At 68.8% G+C, this 21,760-nt stretch carries 18 protein-coding genes and 1 pseudogene; 8 read left to right on the forward strand and 11 right to left on the reverse strand.

Annotated features, from left to right (window positions below; genetic code table 11):
• Positions 1-203: 203 nt before the first annotated feature.
• A complete protein-coding gene (locus tag V5F48_RS12165) occupies positions 204-1,736 on the reverse strand; it encodes an acyl-CoA carboxylase subunit beta (RefSeq protein ID WP_394258930.1) in 1,533 nt (510 codons plus the stop codon).
• A gap of 205 nt (positions 1,737-1,941) precedes the next feature.
• Here V5F48_RS12165 and V5F48_RS12170 point away from each other — a divergent pair, with 205 nt between their 5' ends.
• Positions 1,942-3,366: a helix-turn-helix domain-containing protein gene (locus V5F48_RS12170; RefSeq protein ID WP_394258931.1), complete on the forward strand. Its 1,425-nt coding sequence runs from the start codon at positions 1,942-1,944 to the stop codon at positions 3,364-3,366.
• A 166-nt stretch (positions 3,367-3,532) separates the two neighbouring features.
• Positions 3,533-3,718, forward strand: a pseudogene (locus V5F48_RS12175) (SH3 domain-containing protein); the annotation flags it as partial.
• Positions 3,719-4,639: 921 nt separating this feature from the next.
• On the opposite strand, the gene V5F48_RS12180 reads toward V5F48_RS12175, so the two are convergent.
• On the reverse strand, positions 4,640-5,161 hold the full coding sequence (locus tag V5F48_RS12180; RefSeq protein ID WP_394258951.1) for a hypothetical protein: 522 nt from the start codon (positions 5,159-5,161) through the stop codon (positions 4,640-4,642).
• A gap of 127 nt (positions 5,162-5,288) precedes the next feature.
• Here V5F48_RS12180 and V5F48_RS12185 point away from each other — a divergent pair, with 127 nt between their 5' ends.
• Entirely contained in the window at positions 5,289-6,638 is a 1,350-nt protein-coding gene (locus tag V5F48_RS12185; RefSeq protein WP_394258950.1) for a glutamate--tRNA ligase, read from the forward strand.
• A gap of 156 nt (positions 6,639-6,794) precedes the next feature.
• Here the strand turns inward: V5F48_RS12185 and V5F48_RS12190 are convergent, their stop codons facing one another.
• Complete coding sequence (locus V5F48_RS12190) at positions 6,795-7,985, reverse strand: DUF2865 domain-containing protein (protein ID WP_394258932.1); 1,191 nt, start codon at positions 7,983-7,985, stop codon at positions 6,795-6,797.
• 148 nt (positions 7,986-8,133) lie between these two features.
• Positions 8,134-9,222: a TRAP transporter substrate-binding protein gene (locus V5F48_RS12195; protein ID WP_394107956.1), complete on the reverse strand. Its 1,089-nt coding sequence runs from the start codon at positions 9,220-9,222 to the stop codon at positions 8,134-8,136.
• A 298-nt stretch (positions 9,223-9,520) separates the two neighbouring features.
• On the opposite strand from V5F48_RS12195, the gene V5F48_RS12200 reads away from it, so the two are divergent.
• The 4 genes from V5F48_RS12200 to cimA all read left to right on the forward strand — a co-directional run bounded on the left by V5F48_RS12200 (position 9,521) and on the right by cimA (position 13,975).
• Positions 9,521-10,069, forward strand: a complete 549-nt coding sequence (locus V5F48_RS12200; protein ID WP_394107697.1) for a CreA family protein — start codon at positions 9,521-9,523, stop codon at positions 10,067-10,069.
• Between the two features lie 416 nt (positions 10,070-10,485).
• A complete protein-coding gene (cysS, locus tag V5F48_RS12205; RefSeq protein WP_394258933.1) occupies positions 10,486-11,874 on the forward strand; it encodes a cysteine--tRNA ligase in 1,389 nt (462 codons plus the stop codon).
• A complete protein-coding gene (locus V5F48_RS12210) occupies positions 11,871-12,365 on the forward strand; it encodes a GNAT family N-acetyltransferase (protein WP_394258934.1) in 495 nt (164 codons plus the stop codon). Before cysS ends, V5F48_RS12210 begins: the two co-directional genes overlap by 4 nt.
• Complete coding sequence (gene cimA, locus V5F48_RS12215; protein WP_394258935.1) at positions 12,362-13,975, forward strand: citramalate synthase; 1,614 nt, start codon at positions 12,362-12,364, stop codon at positions 13,973-13,975. Before V5F48_RS12210 ends, cimA begins: the two co-directional genes overlap by 4 nt.
• 10 nt (positions 13,976-13,985) lie before the next feature.
• On the opposite strand, the gene V5F48_RS12220 is transcribed toward cimA, so the two are convergent.
• Positions 13,986-15,161 carry a CaiB/BaiF CoA transferase family protein gene (locus V5F48_RS12220; protein ID WP_394258936.1) on the reverse strand — a complete coding sequence of 392 codons (1,176 nt, stop codon included), beginning with the start codon at positions 15,159-15,161 and terminating at the stop codon, positions 13,986-13,988.
• A 176-nt stretch (positions 15,162-15,337) separates the two neighbouring features.
• Positions 15,338-16,531: an acyl-CoA dehydrogenase gene (locus V5F48_RS12225; RefSeq protein ID WP_394258937.1), complete on the reverse strand. Its 1,194-nt coding sequence runs from the start codon at positions 16,529-16,531 to the stop codon at positions 15,338-15,340.
• Positions 16,532-16,659: 128 nt separating this feature from the next.
• Between V5F48_RS12225 and V5F48_RS12230 the strand changes: the two genes are divergently transcribed.
• Positions 16,660-17,349, forward strand: coding sequence for a TetR/AcrR family transcriptional regulator (locus tag V5F48_RS12230; protein WP_394258938.1), 690 nt, complete (start codon positions 16,660-16,662; stop codon positions 17,347-17,349).
• Between the two features lie 69 nt (positions 17,350-17,418).
• Here V5F48_RS12230 and V5F48_RS12235 read toward each other — a convergent pair whose 3' ends face one another.
• The 5 genes from V5F48_RS12235 to V5F48_RS12255 all read right to left on the reverse strand — a co-directional run bounded on the left by V5F48_RS12235 (position 17,419) and on the right by V5F48_RS12255 (position 21,650).
• Positions 17,419-18,468, reverse strand: a complete 1,050-nt coding sequence (locus V5F48_RS12235) for a CobW family GTP-binding protein (RefSeq protein ID WP_394258939.1) — start codon at positions 18,466-18,468, stop codon at positions 17,419-17,421.
• 74 nt (positions 18,469-18,542) lie between these two features.
• Positions 18,543-19,505, reverse strand: a complete 963-nt coding sequence (locus V5F48_RS12240; protein WP_394258940.1) for a metal ABC transporter substrate-binding protein — start codon at positions 19,503-19,505, stop codon at positions 18,543-18,545.
• Between the two features lie 12 nt (positions 19,506-19,517).
• Positions 19,518-20,390, reverse strand: a complete 873-nt coding sequence (locus V5F48_RS12245; RefSeq protein WP_394258941.1) for a metal ABC transporter permease — start codon at positions 20,388-20,390, stop codon at positions 19,518-19,520.
• Between the two features lie 250 nt (positions 20,391-20,640).
• Positions 20,641-21,381: a metal ABC transporter ATP-binding protein gene (locus tag V5F48_RS12250; RefSeq protein WP_394258942.1), complete on the reverse strand. Its 741-nt coding sequence runs from the start codon at positions 21,379-21,381 to the stop codon at positions 20,641-20,643.
• Positions 21,378-21,650 carry a hypothetical protein gene (locus V5F48_RS12255; protein ID WP_394258943.1) on the reverse strand — a complete coding sequence of 91 codons (273 nt, stop codon included), beginning with the start codon at positions 21,648-21,650 and terminating at the stop codon, positions 21,378-21,380. Before V5F48_RS12255 ends, V5F48_RS12250 begins: the two co-directional genes overlap by 4 nt.
• Positions 21,651-21,760: the final 110 nt, after the last annotated feature.

Consider the following 21,760-nt stretch of genomic DNA (forward strand, 5'->3'; position numbering starts at 1 on the left):
GGTGCGGGTTCCTTGGGCGCCATCGGCGCGGAGATAGGTGCGGTGTGGCCCCTTACCCCTCTCCCCTTGCGGGAGAGGGTGCCGGAGCGAAGCGAAGGCGGGTGAGGGGTCTGCCCGGCGCCGGGTCCACTGGCGCCACACCCCTCACCCCAACCCTCTCCCGCAAGGGGAGAGGGGGAGCGTCGGTGCCGCTTGGAAGCCGCTTAAAGCGGCATGTTGTCGTGCTTGCGCGAGGGCTGCTCGAGCTTCTTGGTGCGCAGCATGGCGAGGGCGCGGGCGAGGCGCCGGCGGGTCGAATGCGGCATGATCACCTCATCCACATAGCCCCGCTCCGCCGCCACGAAGGGCGAGAGGAAGCGCTCCTCGTAATTCTTGGTCTGGGCGGCGATCTTCTCCGGGTCGCCCATGTCGGCCCGGAAGATGATTTCCACCGCGCCCTTGGCGCCCATCACCGCGATCTGGGCGGTGGGCCAGGCGTAGTTCACGTCTGCGCCCACATGCTTGGAGGCCATCACGTCATAGGCGCCGCCGAAGGCCTTGCGGGTGATGACGGTGACCAGCGGGACGGTCGCCTGCGAATAGGCGAACAGCAGCTTGGCGCCGTGCTTGATGAGGCCGCCGTATTCCTGCGCCGTGCCGGGCAGGAAGCCGGGCACGTCCACGAAGGTCACGATGGGGATCTCGAAGGCGTCGCAGAAGCGCACGAAGCGCGCCGCCTTGCGGGAGGCGTCACTGTCGAGCACGCCGGCCAGCACCATGGGCTGGTTGGCGACGAAGCCCACCGTGCGCCCCTCGATGCGGCCGAAGCCGGTCACCATGTTGCGGGCGTAGGCGGCCTGGATCTCGAAGAAGTCGCCCTCGTCCACGACCTTCAGGATCAGCTCCTTGATGTCGTAGGGCTTGTTGGGATTGTCCGGGACCAGGGTGTCGAGGCTCTCGTCGTAGCGGCCCGGATCGTCGAAGGACGGCCACTCGGGCGCGCCCTCCTGGTTGTTGGAGGGCAGGAAGTCGATGAGCCGCCGGGTCTCCAGCAGCATCTCCACGTCGTTCTCGTAGGAGCCGTCGGCCACCGAGGACTTGGTGGTGTGCACCTTGGCGCCGCCCAGTTCCTCGGAGGTGACGGTCTCGTTGGTGACGGTCTTCACCACCTCGGGGCCGGTCACGAACATGTAGGAGGTGTCGCGGACCATGAAGATGAAGTCGGTCATGGCCGGGGAATAGACGTCGCCGCCGGCGCAGGGGCCCATGATCAGCGAGATCTGCGGGATGACGCCGGAGGCTATGACGTTGCGCTTGAACACCTCGCCGTAGCCGCCCAGCGCCGCCACGCCTTCCTGGATGCGGGCGCCGCCGGCATCGAACAGGCCGATGATGGGGGCGCGGGTCTTCAGCGCCATATCCTGGATCTTGGTGATCTTGCGCGCGTGCTCCTCGGAGAGGGAGCCGCCGAACACGGTGAAGTCCTTGGCGAAGACGAACACCTTGCGGCCGTTGACCGTGCCCCAGCCGGTGACGACGCCGTCGCCGGGGACCTTCTGGTCGGTCATGCCGAAGTCCACGCAGCGGTGCTGCACGAAGGTATCGTATTCCTCGAACGTGCCGCGGTCGAGCAAAAGCTCGATGCGCTCGCGGGCAGTGAGCTTGCCGCGGGCGTGCTGGGCCTCGATGCGCCGTGCCCCGCCGCCGAGCCGGGCGACCGAGCGCCGGCTTTCGAGCTCTTCGAGGATGTCCTTCATGCCGAGCGCTCCCCAGGTACGTGCTTGGAACTGTGTTTGTGAAACGAGACTATCGAGGCTTCAAAGGTGGCGAAAGCCCAAGCTTTGCGCTGCCTCTGCTCCCGAACGCTGCTGTCGGCTAACAGGAGTTGCGGGCTTTGGGAATATGTGAAAAATTCACGTTGTTTATTGTGAAGAATTTGCAATCCCGAAGTCGGGGCCGCCCATGCGTCAGAAGATCTATGCCGGTCATGCGGTACGGCGGCTGCGGGAAAAGCTGGGGCTCAAGCAGAGCGAGCTGGCCCAGCGCCTCGCCGTCTCGCCGTCCTACATCAACCAGATCGAGAGCAACCAGCGCCCGCTCACGGCCTCGATTCTCATCGCCATCTCGCGCACATTCGCGGTGGACATCACCTCCTTTGGCGCGGAGGACCTGGACCGGCTGGTGGCGGACCTGCGCGAGACGGCGGCCGACCCGCTGTTCAAGGATCTCGACCTCGGCCTTCAGGACATGAAGGCGGTGGCCAATCTCTCCCCCGCCTTCGCCCATGCCTTCCTGCGCATGCACGTGGCGCTGCGGCGCACGGCGGAGTGGCGCGCCTCCCTCGACGACATGCTCACCGCCGGCGTCACGCCGGGGGCGGACGAGGCCAAGCTGATCCCCTACGAGGAAGTGCGGGACTTCTTCCACTATATCGACAATTACGTGGACCCCCTCGACCGGGCCGCGGAACAGGCCGCCGCCAGCCTCGGCATCCTGGAAGGCGCGGACCCCGCCGCCGCCTTCGCCGCCCATCTCGCGCGCCACCACGGCGTGCAGGTGGAGGTGGGGCCGGCGGACCCGGATGCGCCGCTGTCGCGCTTCGATCCGCGCCTGCGGCGGCTGGTGCTGTCGGGGGTCTTGTCGGCGCCGACGCGGGCGTTCCGCATCGCCGCCACCATCGCCCAGCTGGAGCATGGCGCGCTGGTGGAGGATACGGTGGCCTCCGGCGCCTTCCGCAGCCAGACGGCAGCGGAAATCTGCCGGCTGGCGCTGCACAATTATTTCGCTGGCGCGCTCATGCTGCCCTATCGCCACTTCCACGATCTGGCCCGGCGGCTGCGGCATGACATCGACCGCATCGTGCTGGAGACCGGCGCCAGCCTGGAGCAGGTGTGCCATCGCCTGTCCACGCTCCAGCGGCCGGGAGCCAAGGGCGTGCCGTTCTATTTCGCCAAGGTGGACCGCGCCGGCAACATCACCAAGCGTCATTCGGCGACGCGTTTCCAGTTCGCCCGCCACGGCGGGGCCTGTGCCGCCTGGAATGTGCACGAGGCGTTCGAGATGCCGGGGCGCACGCTGGTGCAGGTGGGCGAGATGCCCGACGGGGCGCGCTACATCTGCCTCGCCCGCGCCGTGGTCAGCCCCTCCCTGCGTCACGGCCAGCCCTCGCGAGCCTATGCCTTCGGGCTCGGCTGCGAGGTCGCCTTCGCCCACGACATCGTCTATGCGGACGGGCTGGACCTCAAGGCCGCGCCGGTGGCCAAGCTTGGCGTCTCCTGCCGCATCTGCCCGAGGCGCGATTGCGACCTGCGGGCCTTCCCGCCGCTGGATCGGGAGATCCGCATCGACGAGAACGTGCGGGATATCGTTCCGTTTACCATCTCCTGACGCAATTGCGCCTTCCTGCCGCTTAGGAATGACCCTGCCTTGGCACATGAAACGCCATGAGGGCGGAGATACACTAAGAACATCGACTCTCTATCGAGTCGAATGGGAGTGATCCATGAGGGTGCTCAGACTGGCTGGCTGGGTCGCAGGCCTGGCTATGGCAGGAATGGTGTCGGCGGCCCAAGCGGCACCGGCCTTTTCCACCGCGAACGTGAATATCCGCACCGGCCCGGATACCGAATTTCCCAGCCTGGGCGTCATCCCCGAAGGCTCGCCGCTCGAAATCGAGGGCTGCCTGGAGGATGAATCTTGGTGCGACGTGATCTGGCAGGATTACCGCGGCTGGGTCTACAGTGAATATCTCGGCTCCGAGCAGCAGGGCCGCACTGCCGTGCTTCCCGACTGGGGCGTGGCGGCCGTCGGCGTGCCCGTCGTGGCGTTTGCCGCCTCCCAGTACTGGAACCAGTATTATGTGGGCCGGCCCTATTATGTGAACCAGCCCTGGTACGCCGACCGGTACCGCTGGGAAGGCTATGCGCCGCGGCCGCGGCCCGGCTGGTATGCCCCGCCTCCCGGGCCGCGCCAGCCCGGCTGGTGGCGCAACAATTATATCGCTCCCCCCGGCATGCAGCCGCCCCCGCCCGTTGCCCCGATGCCTCCGCCTGGCTGGAACCGTCCCGGTGGGCCCGGCTATCCCGGCGGCCCTGGCCGTCCCGGTGGTCCCGGTCAGCCGGGAGGTCCCGGTGGTCCTGGCCGTCCCGGTGGACCGGGTGACTTCGGCCCTGGTGGCCCCGGTGGTCCCGGTGGTCCCGGCCAGCCGGGAGGTCCCGGTGGCCCGGGCCAGCCCGGCGTCGTTCCCGGCCAGCCGGGTGGTCCCGGTGGTCCTGGTGGCCCCGGTGGCCCCGGTCGTCCGGGTGGCCCCGGTCAGCCCGGCCAGCCGGGTGGTCCCGGTGGTCCCGGCCAGCCCGGCGGTCCCGGTGGCCCCGGTCAGCCCGGCGTCGTTCCCGGCCAGCCGGGTGGCCCCGGTGGTCCCGGTCGTCCGGGTGGCCCCGGTCAGCCCGGTCAGCCGGGCGGTCCCGGTGGTCCTGGCCAGCCCGGCGTCGTTCCCGGCCAGCCGGGTGGTCCCGGTGGCCCCGGTCGTCCCGGTGGCCCCGGCCAGCCCGGTCAGCAGGGTGGCCCCGGCCAGCCTGGGGGACAGCCCGGCGTCGTTCCTGGCCAGCCGGGTCGCCCCGGTGGCCCCGGACCGAACGGCCTGCCGAACCGCCCGCCGACGTCACAGGAGCGCCAGCAGTTGCAGCAGCAACAGCGCCAGCAGCAGCAAATCCAGCAGCGCCAGCAACAGCAGCAGCGCCAGCAGGAACAGATGCAGCAGCGTCAGCAACAGCAGCAGCGTCAGCAGGAGCAGAACCAGCAGCGTCAGCAGCAACAGCTGCAGCGTCAGCAACAGCAACAGCGCCCGCCGGAGCAGCGCCCGCAGCGCCCGCCGGAGCAGTACCAGCAGCAGCGGCCGCAACAGCAGCAGCAGCAGCGTCAGGAGCGTCCGCCGCAGCAGTTCCAGCAGCAGCGCCCGCCTCAGCAGCAGCGTCCGCCGCAGCAGCAGGGCCAGCCCCAGGGCCAGCCGCAACGCCAGCCCCAGGCTCAGCCGCCTCAGGGACAGCCGCAGCGGCAGCCTCAGGGCCAGCCTCAGCAGCGGCCCCAGGGCGGACGGCCCGACTGCCGCGGGCCGGATTGCCCGCCGCCCCGCTGAACCAACCGAAGCCCGGCCATCACGGCCGGGCTTCTTTCTTTCGGCCACACGCCGAGACTCATCCTCCCCCGAAACCCCGTCTCCCCCGAGGCCCCCTATCGACGGGCCGGCCGCGTCGGGCTATGGGCTCCCCATGTCCAGCCCTGTTCTATCCAGCCCTGTTCCATCCAGCCCCGTGCCATCCCCTCCCGTCCTGCGCTTCGCGCCATCGCCCACGGGCCTCATCCATGTGGGCAATGCCCGCACGGCCCTCCTCAACGCGCTCCTCGCCCGGCGCGCCGGCGGCACGTTCATCCTGCGCTTCGACGATACCGATGCCGCCCGCTCCCGCACGGAATATGCCGATGCCATCGCGGCGGATCTCGCATGGCTGGGCATCGCCCCCGACCTCGCCTTCCGCCAGTCCGATCGCATCGCCGACTATGCGGCCGCGGCCGAGCGCCTGAAGGCGGCCGGGCGGCTCTATCCCGCCTATGAGAGCGAGGAGGAGCTGGAGCTGAAGCGTCGGCTGCAGCGGGCGCGGGGCCTGCCGCCGGTCTATGACCGTGCGGCGCTGGCGCTCACCGACGCCGACCGCGTCCGGCTGGAGGCAGAGGGCCGCCGTCCGCACTGGCGCTTCCGCCTCGATCATCGCGTCGTCGCCTGGGACGACGGCGTGCGCGGGCCGCAGCAGGTGGATACGGCGAGCCTGTCCGACCCGGTCCTGGTGCGCGCCGACGGCAGCTTCCTCTATACGCTGCCCTCGGTGGTGGACGACCTCGCCATGGGCGTGACCTGCGTGGTGCGCGGCGAGGACCATGTGACCAACACGGCGGTCCAGATCGAGATTTTCGAAGCGCTGGGCGGGCCGGCGCCGCGCTTTGCCCACCACAACCTGCTCACCCTGCCTTCGGGGGAGGGCCTGTCGAAGCGGCTTGGCCACCTGTCCCTGTCGGCGCTCCGGGAGGCGGGGCACGAGGCCCTGGCGGTGGCCGCCGCCGCCGTTCTGGTGGGCACCTCCCATGCGGTGGAGGCGGTGGAAAGCCTCGATGCGCTGGCGGGCATGGTGGACCTTGCCCACATCTCCCGCGCGCCGGCCCGCTTCGATCCCGAAGACCTCGCCCAACTCACCGCCCGCACCCTGCACATGATGCCCTTCGAGGCCGCGGCGTCCCGCCTTGGGGCGGCGGGCATCGGCGGCGGCGCGGCCTTCTGGCTGGCGGTGCGGGGCAATCTGGCGCGGTTTTCGGAGGCGGCGGACTGGTGGAGCGTGGTGGCGCGCCCGATGGCCGGCCTTGTGGCGGAAGCGGATCGCGGCTTCCTCGCCGAGGCGGCAGGGCTTCTGCCCGCCGAGCCCTGGGACGCGCAGACCTATGGCGCGTGGATCAAGGCCGTGAAGGACGCGAGCGGGCGCGCCGGCAAGGTCCTGTTCCATCCGCTGCGCCTCGCCCTGACCGGCCGGGAGAAGGGGCCGGAGCTTGCCGCTTTGCTGCCGTTGATGGGCCGGGCACGGGTGGCAGGCCGCCTTGGGGGCGAAGCGGCTTGAAGCGACGGGTTCCACCGCGCGACAGCAGCGCGGGTCGCCGGGCCGCTGCTGCCGGCCTTGTGGTGGATGCTTGCTTCAGAGAAAGCGGGTTGGGGGCTGCCCCCGCCGCTGTCACCCATACCAACGGCCCCGGCGGTTGACCGGTGGCCGTGCGCGTTACTGGGCCGTGCCTTGTCCGGCGCCGGCCGCGTTCTGCTGGTTCTGGGCATTCTGCGAGCGCGGCAGCGGGATGATGCGCACCTGGCGCTGGCCCGGCTGCTCGGAGGCCGGGGCCAGCGGGGCGGCGGCCGTCGCGGCCACGGGGCCGCCCGCTTCCGCCGCCGGATTGACCGCCGGCTGGCGCTGCGTGGTCTTGCCCTTGGAGGTCTGGGCCGGGTCGTTGAACTTCGGCTGCGACATCTCGCGGGCCTGCTCCTCGGTCACGAGGATGTCGCCCTTGCGCAGGGTGGTTTCGTCCTCAAGGCCTGCGAGCGCCTGCGCCCATGACTGGCCGGCGGGCTTGCAGGTGCAGGCCGGCACCAGTTCCTTGCGGTAGCGCAGGGCATTGGGCAGCGACATGTAGGACTGCCCGGAAACGCTCACCGCCGACTTGATGTCGCCGCTATAGGTGAAGAGCTGCGCCTCCGAGCCCGGGCACAGCCGCTTGCACAGCTGGTCGTCCTGCGCATAGCGGCTGGTGTTCGTGGAGTTCGCCATGGGGAAGAAATAGCCGTCGCAGGTGCGCACGCACACGGTGCGGGAGGAATATTGCCTCGGCTGGTCCAGCGGGATGGTGGCGAGGTCCGGCGTGCTTTCCTCCTCCTGCACGCTCTGGGGCGTGCCGAAGATGGCTTCGAAGAAGTTGCGCGGCTTCTGCGGTTCGGCGGGGCGGCGCGACGCCTGCACGGCAGCGGTATATTGCTGGCCGCAATTGTTCTGGGCGAGGGCGAGGATCAGCGCGCGGCGCTGGCCGCTCTGGTCCGATCCGCCGCGCTCGACGCCGGCGAGCTGGGAGCGGATCCGCGACACCTGGTCGTCGATCTGGTCGCACTGGGGCGGGCGCGGCGGCCCCTGGAAGATGAAGAAGCCGCGCGGGGCATCGCAGCCCATGCCGCGGGCCTGGGAGGTGAGCCGGTCGAGGTCGGAGCGCAGCTTCCCCGCCTGCTGCTGCTGGGCGGCGGCGCCGTTGGCGCCCCGGTCGAGGGACATGAGTGAGGATTCAAGCTGCATGCAGGCCGGGCTACCGGCTTGCGCCAGCGCCTGCGTGGCGCCGGCCGCCGCCGTTCCGGCCAGGACGAGCCCAAATACGATCTTGCGGGCCAGATGGCGGATCGTGCCGCCGACGCCCATCCCTCGCTCAGACCCCATCCTCACCTTCTCGACTCTCGCTTTGCCGCCCACTGCCGGACCGCCCCTCTATAGCCCGACACCGGACGGGAATGGTGACGAAACTATGGCTTCATCACGGTCCGTCAGGAGCCGGGCGCGCCGTTGGGCTCGTCGCCCGCTCCCGATCTCAGCTCTTGCCGCGGTTGCGGATGTTGAAGCTGTCGTAGGCGTATTCGGCGATCTGCCACCATACCAGCTGGTCGGCGCGGATGGCGGTCATGGAATCGAGCGCCTGCTTGAAGGCGGGGTTGGTGGCGGCGATCTCGTTGTAGAGCTCGAACGCTGCCTTGTGGCCCGCCTCCAGGATGGACGGCGGGAACGGCCGCAGCTCCGCTCCCTGCTGCACCAGGCGGCGCAGGGCCGGCGGGTTCACAAAATCATACTTGGCCAGCATCCAGTTGTTCGCCGCTTCCGCGGCATTGCGGACGATGGCCTGGTAGGGCTTGGGCAGGGCGTTCCACTGCTTGTCGTTGATGACGAGGTGCATCATCGCCCCGCCCTCCCACCAGCCGGGGTAGTAGTAATATTTGGCCACCTTCACGAGGCCGAACTTCTCGTCGTCATAGGGGCCGACGAACTCGGCCGCGTCGATGGTGCCGCGTTCGAGGGCGGCATAGACGTCACCCGGCACGATCTGCTGCGGCACCACGCCGAGCTTGGCCAGCACCTGGCCGCCGATGCCGCCGATGCGGAACTTCAGGCCCTTCAGGTCCTCGACGCCGGCAAGCTCCTTGCGGAAGAAGCCACCCATCTGGCACCCCGAATTGCCGATGGGCATGGCGGTGACATTGTACTTTGCCAGCACGCCGTTGATGATCTCGGCGCCGCCGCCGAAGAACCACCACGAATGCTGCTGGCGCGAGTTGAAGCCGAACGGCACGCCGGTGCCGAAGGCCAGCGCGGGGTCCTTGCCGGTGTAGAAATAGGTTGCGGTCTGCGCGCATTCCACCGAGCCGGTGGAGACGGCGTCCAGCGCCTGCAGGCCGGGCACCAGCTCCCCGGCCGGGAAGGTCTGGATCTGGAAGCGCCCGTCGGTGGCCTCGGACACGTAGCGCGCGAACATCTGCGCAGTGCCGAAGATGGTGTCCAGCGAGCGCGGGAAGGAGGAGGTCAGGCGCCACTTCACCTCGGGCTGGCTCTGGGCGAGGGCCGGAGCTGCGAGCGCGCCGGTGGCGAGCGCGGTGGCGGAGGCGCCAATGAAGTGCCGGCGCTTGATGTCCATGGGGTGCTCCTCGGGCCTTTTCTTGTCGGGCGCTGCCCTGCCGACAGCCGATGGGAGTGTCTCATCGGCGATCGGTCCGGACCGCGCGGCGCTTGCGCGAAACCGTCGCGGCGCAGGTCGAACCGGGCCGCTGGTATCGATGGGGCGACAGGGGTGTCATGGCCGCGCCTCCGCGTCAATCGCGAGCCGGCGCAGCAGCGCGGCGTTGGCTTTTATCGGCTGCCGGCCATCGATCACCTTTTCCTGAGCGCGACTTTCCCCATATCAGGAGCCACAACCCGCAGGAGCTTTCATGACCGTTGCGAACCGTCCGAGCCGCGTTGCGATTCGCGTGCGAAGCGTGTGCCTTCTGCTCGCCGCGCTTCTGGTGCCGGCCCTGGCGGCCCCGGCGTCGGCGCAGGAGCCGAACCTCATCTTCAAGAAGTCCACCGTCTGGAAGTTTCTGACCCCGGACGACAAGCTCGCGGTCTACGGCATCGACGACCCGGTGGTGGAGGGCGTCGCCTGCCACTACACCACGCCGGAAAAGGGCGGCCTGAAGGGCATGGTCGGCGTGGCCGAGGAGGTATCCGATATCTCGCTGGCGTGCCGGCAGGTGGGGCCTATCGCCTTCAAGTCCAAGTTCGAGCAGGGCGACGTGGTGTTCCGCGAGGGCCGCTCCTTCTTCTTCAAGCGGATGCAGATCGTCCGCGGCTGCGATACCAAGCGCAACGTGCTGGTGTACCTGGTCTATTCGGACAAGCTGATCGACGGTAGCCCGAAGAATTCCACCTCCACCGTGCCCATCATGCCCTGGGGCGGCGGGGCGGACGTGCCCAAGTGCGCCGACTTCCTGAAGTAGGCGCGGAGGTCCTTTCGTGAGCCCGCCCCCGGACCCGCCGGGGCGCTCTCGCGGGGCCGGGGATAGGCCCCTGGTCCCCGCATGGTCAGGCGTGGCCATACGGCGAATGGCGGAGCGGCCGCCGGGTTGCGGGCAAAAAATACAGGCGTGGCAAGGGCTCGCGAGCGTGGGCGCCGGCGCCGCGCCGGCCGGCTGCCGCGCCGACGCGAAAGCGCTTGACGACCGCCGCCGCCCGAACCATTGTCCCGCGCCATGAACGGTCGGTTTGCCATCACCTGCGCCATCGCGGCGATTATTTGCGGTTAGCCGAAAAGCTGGCCGTGGCCGTCCCTTGCTGCTCCCTTAAGACTTAAGGATCTGGACGCCCCGGCCGGTGCACCGGCACGGCGCACATGCGCCATTCGGGGGAATGATCCATGGAGCTCAGGCTCTACAATACCTTGACCCGCTCGAAGGACACGCTGCGTCCGCTCGATCCGGCCAACGTGCGCATGTATGTGTGCGGCCCCACCGTCTACGACCACGCCCATATCGGCAATGCGCGGCCGGTGATCGTGTTCGACGTGCTGTTCCGCCAGTTGCGCCGTCTTTATGGCGAGGGCCACGTCAAATACGTCCGCAACATCACCGACGTGGACGACAAGATCAACGCCCGCGCCGCCGAGCGCGGCATCACCATCCGCGATCTCACGGAAGAGACCTACCGCTGGTTCCGCGAGGACACGGCGGCGCTGAACTGCCTGCGGCCTACCGTGGAGCCGCGCGCCACCGAGCACATCGCCGAGATGCGCACCCTCATCGAGAGCCTGGTCGCCTCGGGCCACGCCTATGTGGCGGAAGAGCATGTGCTGTTCCACGTGCCCTCCATGCCGGACTATGGCCGCCTGTCCCGCCGCCCGCTGGACGAGATGGTGGCCGGCGCCCGCGTGGATGTGGCCCCCTACAAGCGCGACCCCATGGACTTCGTGCTGTGGAAGCCGAGCGAGGCCGGCATTCCCGGCTGGCCCTCGCCCTGCGGCATCGCCACCCCCGGCCGCCCCGGCTGGCACATCGAGTGCTCGGCCATGTCGTGGCGCCACCTGGGCGAGACCTTCGACATCCATGGCGGCGGCATCGACCTTGTCTTCCCGCACCATGAGAACGAGATCGCCCAGTCGCGCTGCGCCTTCCATACCGGGGTGATGGCGCAGATGTGGATGCACAACGGCTTCCTGATGCTGGAAGGCGAGAAGATGTCGAAGTCGCTCGGCAACTTCGTCACCATCCGCGAACTGCTGGCCGAATGGCCGGGCGAGGTGCTGCGCCTCGCCATGCTCTCCACCCATTACCGCCAGCCCATCAACTGGACCCGCCAGGGCCTGGGCTTCGCCGCCAAGACCCTGGACAAGTGGTACCGCGTCATCGGCGAGGCGGAGGCCGAGACCGGGGAGGGCAATCCCTTCGAGATCGAGATCGCCGACCGGCTCGCTGACGACCTCAACACGCCCTCGGCCATCACCCACCTGCACCATCTGGCGGAGGTTGCCGAGCACGAAGAGTCGTCCTCCGCTCTGCGCCGGCGCTTCAAGGGCGCGGCCAACCTGCTCGGCCTTCTGGGCGATACCGAAGCCGGGTGGCGGGCCCGGCAGAAGGAGGCCATCGCTCTCGACGAGGGCGTGATCGCCGGCCTGGTGGCCGATCGCATCGCCGCCCGCAAGGCGAAGGATTTCAAGCGCGCCGACCAGATCCGCGAGGAGCTGGCCTCACGGGGCATCGTGCTGATGGACAACAAGGACGGAACCACCAGCTGGGAGGTGTCGCGATGACCGCCGCCAAGCTCTCCCTGCGCCCGTTCCTGCCGGCCGACGCGCCGGTGCTGGCCGCCCTGTTCCGCGCCTCCATCATGGAACTGACCGGCGATGATTATGACGAGGAGCAGCAGGAGGCCTGGAGCGCGGCGGCCGACGACGAGGACGCCTTCGCGGCGCGCCTTGCCGGTGCGCTGACGCTGGTGGCCCTGCGCGACGGGGCGCAGGTGGGCTTCCTGTCGCTGAAGGACAATGCCCACATCGACCTGCTCTATGTGGCACCGGATGCGGCCGGCACGGGCGTCGCCCGCGCCCTGTGCGATGCCGCCGAGGCGCTGGCCAAGGGGCGCGGCACCCTCAAGCTGACGGTGGACGCCAGCGACACCGCCCTCGGCTTCTTCCAGCACCGCGGCTTCGAGGCCCACCGCCGCAACATGGTGCCTTTGGCCGACACCTGGCTCGGCAACACCTCCATGGCCAAGACGCTCGGCGAGGGGACGGGGCGATGACCACATCCTTGTCCGGCGCGCGCGAACGCCTCTACCTGTTCGACACCACCCTGCGCGACGGGGCGCAGACCAACGGGGTGGACTTCACGCTCGCCGACAAGCTGCGGGTGCTGGCGCTGCTCGACCATCTCGGGGTGGACTATGTGGAGGCCGGCTATCCCGGCGCCAATCCCACCGATACCCAGCTGTTTTCGCAGGAGCATCCGGCCCGGGCGCGCATCACCGCCTTCGGCATGACCAAGCGGCCCGGCCGCTCCGCCGCCAATGATCCCGGCCTCGCGGCGCTGATCGGGGCCAAGGCGGACGCCATCTGCTTCGTGGCCAAGGCCTCCGCCTACCAGGTGCGGGTGGCGCTGGAGACCACGAAGGAGGAGAACCTTGCCTCCATCCGCGAGAGCGTCCAGGCGGCGGTCGCGGCCGGGCGCGAGGCGCTGGTGGATTGCGAGCATTTCTTCGACGGCTTCAAGGAAGACAGGGACTTCGCCCTCGCCTGCGCCCGCACCGCTTATGAGGCCGGCGCCCGCTGGGTGGTGCTGTGCGACACCAATGGCGGCACCTTGCCCCATGAGGTGGAGGCCATCGTTTCCGAGCTGGTGAAGGTGGTGCCGGGGGACCATGTGGGCATCCACGCCCACAACGATACCGAGCAGGCGGTGGCCAATTCGCTGGCCGCGGTGCGGGCGGGGGCGCGGCAGATCCAGGGCACCCTCAACGGCCTCGGCGAGCGCTGCGGCAACGCCAACCTCTGCTCCATCATCCCGACATTGCTGTTGAAGCCGGACTATGCGGCCCACTTCGACATCGGCGTCTCGCGCGATGCGCTGGCCGACATCGCCAACGTGTCCCGCACGCTGGACGAGATGCTGAACCGCGCGCCGGATCGCCACGCGCCTTACGTGGGCGAGAGCGCCTTCGCCACCAAGGCCGGCATCCATGCCTCGGCCATCCTGAAGGACCCGGCCACCTACGAGCACGTGCCCCCCGAGGCGGTGGGCAACCGGCGCAAGCTCTTGGTCTCCGACCAGGCCGGCAAGTCCAATGTGCTGGCCGAGCTGGAGCGGCTCGGCGTCGCGGTGGACAAGGCCGACCCGCGCATCGCCCGGCTGCTGGACGAGGTGAAGACCCGCGAGGCTTTGGGCTATGCCTATGAGGCCGCGGACGCCTCCTTCGCGCTTTTGGCGCGGCGCATCCTCGGCAGCGTGCCGGACTTCTTCGACGTGGAGCGCTTCAGCGTGAACGTGGAGCGGCGCTTCAACGCGCGTGGGGAAATGAGCACCGTGGCCGAGGCCATCGTGAAGGTGAAGGTGGGCGATGAGGTGCTGATCTCCGCCGCCGAGGGCAATGGCCCGGTGAACGCCCTCGACGTGGCGCTGCGCAAGGACCTCGGCAAGTACCAGCCGTTCATCGCCGGCCTGCACCTCACCGACTACCGGGTGCGGGTGCTCAACGGCGGCACCGAGGCGGTGACCCGCGTGCTGATCGAGAGCGCCGACGAGAAGGGCCAGCGCTGGACCACGGTGGGGGTCTCGCCCAACATCATCGACGCTTCGTTCGAGGCGCTGATCGATTCCATCACCTGGAAGCTGATCCAGGAGGGGGCCACGGCCTGAGGGCCGGCGCTCAGCCTTTCGCCAGCGCTTCCAGCGCCGCCAGAACGGCCTGCGTATCCGCCCCGAGGCGGGGGCTTGCGGTCTGCGCCACCTGCCGCTCGCCGTCGAGCACGATGGGGCTTGCCACGGCCGGGATGGTGCCGCCGCCGGCCTCCTTCAGGTCCACCCGCAGGCCGCGGGCCTTCACCTGGGGGTCGTCGAACACCTGCGCCACCGTGTTGATGGGGCCGGCGGGCACGCCCTTCGCCTCCAGCGCGGCGAGAAGGTCGTCGCGCTTGAAGGTGGCGGTGAGCGCCGACAACTGGGGCACCAGCGCGGCGCGGTGCGCCACGCGGGCGGGGTTGGTGCCGAAATCGGCCTCCTGCGCCAGTTCCGGCGCGCCGAGCACGGCGCAGAAGCGGGTGAACTGGCCGTCATTGCCGATGGCGGCGATGAAATAGCCGTCCGCGCAGGGGAAGACCTGATAGGGCACGATGTTGGGATGGGCATTGCCCATGCGCTTCGGCGCGGTGCCGGAGGTGAGATAATTCATGGCCTGGTTGGCCAGCACGCCCACCTGGGTGTCGAGCAGCGCCATGTCCACATGGCCGCCGGTGCCGGTCTCCTCCCGCCGGCGCAGGGCGGCGAGGATGCCCACGGTGGCATAGAGGCCGGTGAAGATGTCGGCAAACGCCACCCCCACCTTCTGCGGCTCGCCGTCGGGCGCGCCGGTGAGGTCCATGATGCCGCCCATGCCCTGCACCAGAAAGTCGTAGCCGGCGCGCGGCGCATAGGGTCCATCCTGCCCGAAGCCGGTGACGGAGCAATAGACGAGGCGCGGGTTTTCCGCCTTCAGGCTCGCGTAATCGAGGCCGTATTTCTTCAGGCCCCCGACCTTGAAATTCTCGATGACCACGTCGCTCTGGCGGGCCAGGGCGCGAATGGTCTCCTGCCCCTCCGCCGTCTCGAAATCCACCGCCACCGAGCGCTTGCCGCGATTAGTGGCATGGAAATAGGCGGCGCCGAGGTCCGCCCCATCCGCGCCTTTCAGGAAGGGCGGACCCCAGGTGCGGGTGTCGTCGCCGCCGCCGGGGCGCTCCACCTTGATCACCTCGGCGCCGAGATCGGCGAGCAACTGCCCGCACCACGGACCGGCGAGGATGCGGGCAAGTTCCAGGACGCGAAGGCCGGCGAGGGGAGGGGACATGACGGGGGACTCGTTAGTGAAGAACGCTCCCCTCTCCCCTTGCGGGAGAGGGGCTGGGGGTGAGGGGTGGCACGATGCCGCCGGCAAGTGTGACAGGCAGTGGCATCACCCCTCACCCGTCTCGCGGCTTCGCCGCGATCCACCCTCTCCTGCAAGGGGCGAGGGGAAAAACGTGCTCAGAAGAACGCTTGAATCCCCGTGATGCCGCGGCCGAGGATCAGCGCATGGATGTCGTGCGTGCCCTCATAGGTGTTCACGGTCTCGAGGTTCGCCGCGTGGCGGATGACGTGGAATTCGGCCGAGATGCCGTTGCCGCCGTGCATGTCGCGGGCCATGCGGGCGATGTCCAGCGCCTTGCCGCAATTGTTGCGCTTGATGAAGGAGATGGTCTCCGGCGGCAGGCGGCCTTCCTCGAACAGCCGGCCCACGCGCAGGCAGGCCTGCAGGCCGAAGGCGATGTCGGTGGCCATGTCCGCCAGCTTCTTCTGCACCAGCTGGTTGGCGGCCAGCGGCTTGCCAAACTGCTTGCGGTCCAGCGTGTATTGCCGCGCTTGGGCATAGCAGGCTTCCGCCGCGCCCATGACGCCCCAGCCGATGCCGTAGCGCGCCCGGTTGAGGCAGCCGAACGGACCGGCAAGGCCGGTGGCGTTGGGCAACAGGTTCTCTTCGGGGATCTCCACGTCCTCCAGCACGATCTCGCCGGTGATGGAGGCGCGCAGCGAAAGCTTGCCCTCGATCTTGGGGGTGGAGAAGCCCTTCATGCCGCGCTCCACCACGAAGCCGCGGATGGCGTTGTCGTGCGCCGCCGACTTCGCCCACACCACCGCAAGGTCGGCGATGGGCGAGTTGGTGATCCACATCTTGGCGCCGTTCAGGCGATAGCCGCCGTCGATCTTCTCGGCGCGGGTGCGCATGCCGGCGGGGTCGGAGCCGGCATCCGGCTCGGTGAGGCCGAAGCAGCCGATCCACTCGCCGGTGGCAAGCTTCGGTAAATACTTCTGGCGCTGTTCTTCCGTGCCGTAGGCGAAGATGGGGTGCATGACGAGGGAAGACTGCACGCTCATGGCCGAGCGATAGCCGCTATCCACCCGCTCCACCTCGCGTGCGGCGAGGCCGTAGGACACATAGCCGAGGCCGGCGCCGCCGTATTCCGCCGGGATGGTGGGGCCGAGCAGGCCCAATTCGCCCATCTCGTTCATGATCTCGCGGTCGAACCGCTCGTCCAGATAGGCCGAGGTGACGCGGGGCAGCAGCTTCTCCTGCGCATAGTCGCGCGCCGTGTCGCGCACCATCCGCTCGTCCTCGGTGAGCTGGCCGTTGAGGTCGAAGGGGTCGGTCCAGTCGAACACGGGCTTGGAGGCGGCTGCCATGAACGTGTCTCCCGCTGAGGACCCGGCCGGGGGCTCGGGCTCCATTTACATTCCATCCAGTCGGTATATAAATATCCCACGTCAGTCAAGGGAGCGGACCGCTGCAGGACGAACTGAAGAAAGCGCCGGTGCCCGCGACCGCACCGGAGATGGGCGTCGCGCCGCCCCGCGGTCGCGGTCGCCCGCCCAAGGGCGCGGTGCCGTCGGGGGCTGCGGGGTCCGCCGCGCGGCTCGGCCGCCCGCCACTCATGGCCGACCCGCGCGCCGAGATCCTGCGTCAGGCGGCGCAGCTCTTCGCGCAGAAGGGCTATGTGGAAAGCTCACTCAACGAGCTGGCCGCCGCCATGAACTATTCCAAGGGCGCCATCTACAATTACTTCTCTTCCAAGCAGGAGATTTACGATGCCATCATCATCTTCACCCTGACCGGCCTGTACGAGACCGCCGCCAGGGCGGTGAACGAGGCCGATCCGCCGGTGGAGCGCCTGCGGCAATTCATGATGGCCCATGCCCGCTTCCTCGCCGACAATTACGATTGCTTCGTCACCATGCTGGTGGGCTTCTCCGGCATGGCCAACAGCGGGCTCAAGGACGACGCGCTGGCTTTGCGCGATGCCCACGAGGGCCTGTTGCGGCGGATCCTCCAGGACGGCGTCGCCGACGGCTCGTTCCGGGAGGTGAGCGCCGCCATGACCGGCCGCGCGGTGCTCTCGCTACTGAGCTGGATGGTGCGCTGGTTCAAGCCGGGCGGGGGCAAATCCGCCGAGGAGGTGGCGCAGGAGTATCACGACCTGCTGGTGCGCGGCCTGATGGCGTGAGAGTGCTGAAATGAAGAAGGCCCGCGGGGATGCCGCGGGCCTTGTTGCGTTCGGAAACCGTGCGGCCGATCACGCCGCGCAGGAGAGGAAGCCGTCTTCCAGCGCCTGGCGATCGAGCTTGCGGCCGATGAAGACGATGCGGCTCACGCGCTTCTCGTCGGGCTTCCACGGGCGCTGGTGATCGCCGTCGAGGATCATGTGCACGCCCTGGAACACGAAGCGGTCCGGGTCATTGGCAAACGACAGGATGCCCTTGGAGCGCAGGATGTTCGGGCCTTCGGTGGCCACCAGATTCTGCACCCAGGGGAAGAACTTGTCCGGGTTCAGCTCTTTCTCGGTGGAGAAGGCGACCGACTGCACCTCCTCGTCGTGCACGGCCTTCAGGCCATGGTGATGGTGGCCGTGGTCGTGATCGTGGCCGCAGTCCGGGCCGTGCACGTGGTCATGATCGTGGTGGTCGTCGTCCTCCAGGAAGGCGGGCTCCAGCTCCAGGATGCGGTCGAGGTCGAAGGCGCCCTGGTTGAGCACCTTCGAGACATCGATCTCCGATTTGGTGGTGCGGTAGAGCTTGGCGTAGGGGTTGATGCCGCGAATGCGGGCTTCCACCTCGTCCAGCTCCGCGGCGGTGACGAGGTCGGTCTTGTTGAGCAGGATCACGTCGGCGAAGGCCACCTGGTTCTTGGCCTCGGGCGCGTCCTTCAGGCGATCGGACAGCCACTTGGCGTCGGCCACGGTGACCACGGCGTCGAGGCGGGTCTTGGCCTGCACTTCCTCGTCCACGAAGAAGGTCTGCGCCACGGGGGCCGGGTCGGCAAGGCCGGTGGTCTCCACGATGATGCCGTCGAAGCCGCCCTTGCGGCGCAGCAGGCCGTCGATGACGCGGATGAGGTCGCCGCGCACGGTGCAGCAGATGCAGCCGTTGTTCATCTCGAACACTTCCTCGTCGGCGCCCACCACGAGGTCGTTGTCGATGCCGATCTCGCCGAACTCGTTGACGATGACCGCGAATTTCTTGCCGTGGGGCTGCGAGAGGATGCGGTTGAGCAGCGTGGTCTTACCGGCGCCCAGATAGCCGGTGAGCACGGTGACGGGGATCTTCTCGGCCTGCGTTTCAGCCATGGCATTCACCTGATGTCGGGCGGCGGCCGGAAGGAGCTTCCGGCCGCCGCGATTGGAAAACCGAACTGTGGCGCTCAGCTCGCCAGGGCGGCGGAAAGCTCGCGCACGTTGGAGCGCATCATGTCGATGTAGGTGCTCGCCGGGCCTTTGTCATCGGAGAGCGCGTCGGAATAGAGCGTGCCGCCGATCTTGGCGCTGGTTTCCTTGGCGATGCGCTGCATCAGGCGCGGGTCGGTGACGTTCTCCACAAACACCGCCGGGATCTTCTGCGCCTTGATCTGGCGGATGATGCGCGCCACGTCCCTGGCCGAGGCCTCGCTCTCGGTGGAGACGCCCTCGGGCGCCACCAGCACCACGCCATAGGCCTCGCCGAAATAGCCGAAGGCGTCGTGGGAGGTGATGATGCGGCGCTGCTCGGCCGGGATGCGCGCGAGGGCGGCCTTCACCTCTCTCTCCAGGGTGTCGAGCCGGGCGAGATAGGCGGCCGCGTTGGCGGTGTAGGCGTCGGCGCCATCCGGATCGGCGGCGATCAGGCCGTCGCGCACGTTGGCCACATAGACCTTGGCGTTGGCGATGGACTGCCAGGCGTGGGGATCGATGCCGCCATGGTCGTGGCCATGCTCGTCCTTGGCGTGCTTGTCCTTGGCCTTGGGCTTCTCGTCCTCGTCATGATCGTCGAAGCCGGTGCGCGGGGTGATGCCCTTGGTGGCGACCACCACCGGCGCCTTGGTGCCGGACGCCTTGATGAGGCGATCCATCCAGCCCTCGAAGCCGAGGCCGTTCACGACCACCACCTTGGCGGCGGCCACGGCCTTCGCGTCGGCGGGGGTGGGCTGGTAGACGTGGGCATCGCCATTGGGGCCGACGATGGTGGTGACGGCCACCCGGTCGCCACCCACCTGCTTCACGAAATCGCCGAGGATGGAGAAGGAGGCCACCACCGGCAGCTTCTGGGCGGGGGCGGTGGTGCCCTGCGCCAAGGCGGGACCCGCGAAAGCGGCGAGGCAGGCCGCGAGGACGAGACGTCGGTTGAGCATCAGGCTTTTCCTTCAGGCTTCGAGATGGCGACCCGGAAGCAGGCGCGAGGCGAGCCCGCCGATGGGGCCGAAAACCACGGCGCCGGCATAGGCGAGCCCGGCCACCAGGATGATGGAGGGGCCGGACGGCGTGCCGAGGTGGTAGGAGACGAGAAGGCCGATGGCACCGGCGGCGAAGGCGATGAGCGTGGAGAGCGTCACCAGCGCCGTCAGGTCGCGCACGAAGAAGCGGGCGGTGGCGGCGGGCAGCATCATCAGCCCAACGGAGAGCAGGGTGCCGAGCGCATGGAAGCCGCCCACCAAATTCATCACCACTAGCGCCAGGAAGGCGATGTGGCTCACCCCGCCGGCCCGGCTCACCGAGGCGAGGAAGGTGGGGTCCACGCATTCCAGCACCAGCGGCCGCCAGATCACCGCGAGGGTCACCAGCGTCAGCGTGGTGATGGCGGCGATGAGGATGAGCGTCGCGTCGTCGATGCCGAGCACGGTGCCGAACAGCACGTGCAGCAGGTCCACGTTCGACCCCTTCAGCGACACGATGAGCACGCCCAGCGCCAGCGAGATCAGGTAGAAGGCCGCGAGCGAGGCGTCCTCTTTCATGCCGGTGGCCCGCGCCACCACGCCGGCGCCCACCGCCACCAGAAGGCCGGCCGCGAGCCCGCCCGCTGTCATGGCATAGAGGTTGAGGCCGGCGAACAGGAAGCCGATGGCGGCGCCGGGCAGGATGGCGTGGGCCATGGCGTCTCCCGTCAGCGACATGCGCCGGAGCATCAGGAAGGCGCCCATGGGCCCCGCCCCCAGCGCCAGCGCGAACACGCCGGCCAGCGCCCGCCGCATGAATTCGAACTCCGAGAACGGAGCGATGAGGAGATCGTAAGGGTTCATTCTCGTCTCTGTCGGGGCCGCGGCCGAAACGGTGGCGATCGCGGGGCACCTGCCGCGTGGGCCGGAAGGGCAGATCAGGTCAGGCGCGCGGCGATGGATTCGCCGCGCTCGGGATCGGCGGCGCCCTTGTGCTTGGCCGGAAGCCGGGGGTCCGGCGGGGGCTGTGAGCCGGACCGGGGTTGGACAGCCTTTTCCCGGCTCCCGGCCAAGCAGAAGGACGGCGATGACAAGGGCGGGCGGTCTGATCCGGTCAGGCCGCGTCGGAACAGACCGGGGCATCCTCCCGCCAGGCTTCGCCCATGCGGCGCGCCTTCAGGAGGTTCTCGGACCCCAGCGCCTCGGACGTCGGACCCCAGGCCACCGGGGTCTTGGCCAGAAGCAGCGTCTCGGGAAAGGTGGCGCGGACCAGATCGAAATCGTGCAGCACCGCAATCACGGTGCGCTTCTCGCCGTGCCAGCGGCGCACCAGCTCCACGAGGTCGGCGACGGTCTTGGCGTCGAGGGCGGTGAAGGGCTCGTCCAGCAGGATCACGCGGGCGTCCTGCAGCAGCAGGCGCGCGAACAGGGTGCGCTGCATCTGTCCGCCGGAGAGGGTGCCGATGGGGCGTGTCTCGAAGCCTTCGAGGCCCACGGCGGCGATGGCGTCGGCGATCTGCTGCCGGTCGGCGCGGCCGATGCCGCCGAACAGTCCGGCGCGCCGCCACAGGCCCATGGAGACCATGTCGTAGATGTTGATGGGGAAGCTGGGGTCGATCTCGGCACCCTGCGGCAGATAGGCGATATCGCGCGGGGAGACGCCGTGCAGGTCGATGGCGCCGCCCAGCGGCTTCAGCGCGCCGCAGATGCCCTTCAGCAGGGTGGACTTGCCGGCGCCGTTGGAGCCGCACACGGCGAGCAGCGCGCCTTCCCGCACATGGCCCGACAGGTGGTGGACGGCGGGGTGGCGCTCATAGCCGAGGGTCAGGTTGCGGAAGGAGATCTGTGCGCTCACGGCTGGCTCCCCACCACGAGGGCGACGATGGTCCACAGCACGGCGAGGAGCGTGCCGGAGATGGCGAGACGCGCCAGAAGGGAGAGCCGCAGCACCGAGGCGCCGATGCGCACTTCCGGCCGGCGAGAGGCGGACCGGAGATGGTCCGCATGGGCGTGGCCAGCATGGGCACGGTCCGCATGTGGACGGCCGGACGGATCGCCATGCGCGTGCGCCGGGTTCGGCCCGGTGGGCGCGGCAGCTGCATCGACAGCGGATGAAAGAGGCATGGAACCTGCCGGGAAGTGGTTCAACGGGGTTCTTGATACAGTGTATCAGTCATCCTGTCCAGCAGGTCTCATGCGTTGGTCGTGTCTCAGCTTGAAGCGAAACGCCAATA

Source organism: Xanthobacter autotrophicus ATCC 700552, assembly GCF_043194565.1.
In the GTDB taxonomy this organism is placed as follows: domain Bacteria; phylum Pseudomonadota; class Alphaproteobacteria; order Rhizobiales; family Xanthobacteraceae; genus Xanthobacter; species Xanthobacter autotrophicus_F.